General features: G+C 42.5%; 1 pseudogene. It reads right to left on the bottom strand.

From position 1 onward, the window contains the following. Positions 1-405 (bottom strand): annotated as a pseudogene (locus HMPREF3047_RS11535) (outer membrane insertion C- signal); the annotation flags it as partial. Positions 406-676: the final 271 nt, after the last annotated feature.

The raw sequence follows: 676 nt of genomic DNA, 5'->3' as shown, positions 1-676 counted from the left end.
GAAGCCTTCGTTAGCTTCTTTTTGCTCTTCCAATGCTGCTTTATTAGCATTTACATCTGCGCTGATGGCGTTAACAACTTCTGCAGTTTTTACCAATGCTTCGCTGTTGTCGTTGACGGTTTCAGTCAAGTCACCCAATGCCTCATCGTGTGCAGCTACAACTTCTTTCAAACCCAATCCGCCAAAGCCGTCAGCTTCAACATCTGCTTGTGTAGCTTTACGGACGGTTTTGCTGCCATCTTCATTAGTAGCGACGAAGTTGCTGCCGGCAGCAAAGCCATTAACTGCCTGCTCCAGCTCCTTAGTTTTCAACAACAGGTCTGAGCTATCAGCCGCGCCCGCTGCGCTGCTTATCACAGCTGCCGCAATAGCCATACTCAATGCTTTAACGTTGAATTTTTTCATGTTTTTTACCTTTTTGTGGTGGGTGTAAGGACGTTATTCAAGCTTCTCTTTCCCCGTAAACTGAAAAAGGGACACCGCATGGTCTTAACGGTGATAGTCACTTGAAGAAAGTTGCACCCTCCATTGTAAAAAAATGAAATTTAAATGCAAGTATTCTGTATAGATTTTTCACATATCATGAAAATATGTTGTACATATACATCATTCAGATAAGATGCAAGGAGCACAAAAAATAACGCAAATAGAGACCTTTGCAAAATTCCCCAAAATC

Source organism: Neisseria sp. HMSC075C10, assembly GCF_001815615.1.
In the GTDB taxonomy this organism is placed as follows: Bacteria; Pseudomonadota; Gammaproteobacteria; order Burkholderiales; family Neisseriaceae; genus Neisseria; species Neisseria subflava_A.
Note: the sequence above shows the minus strand (reverse complement) of the source record. Positions and strands in the feature narration are given on the sequence as shown.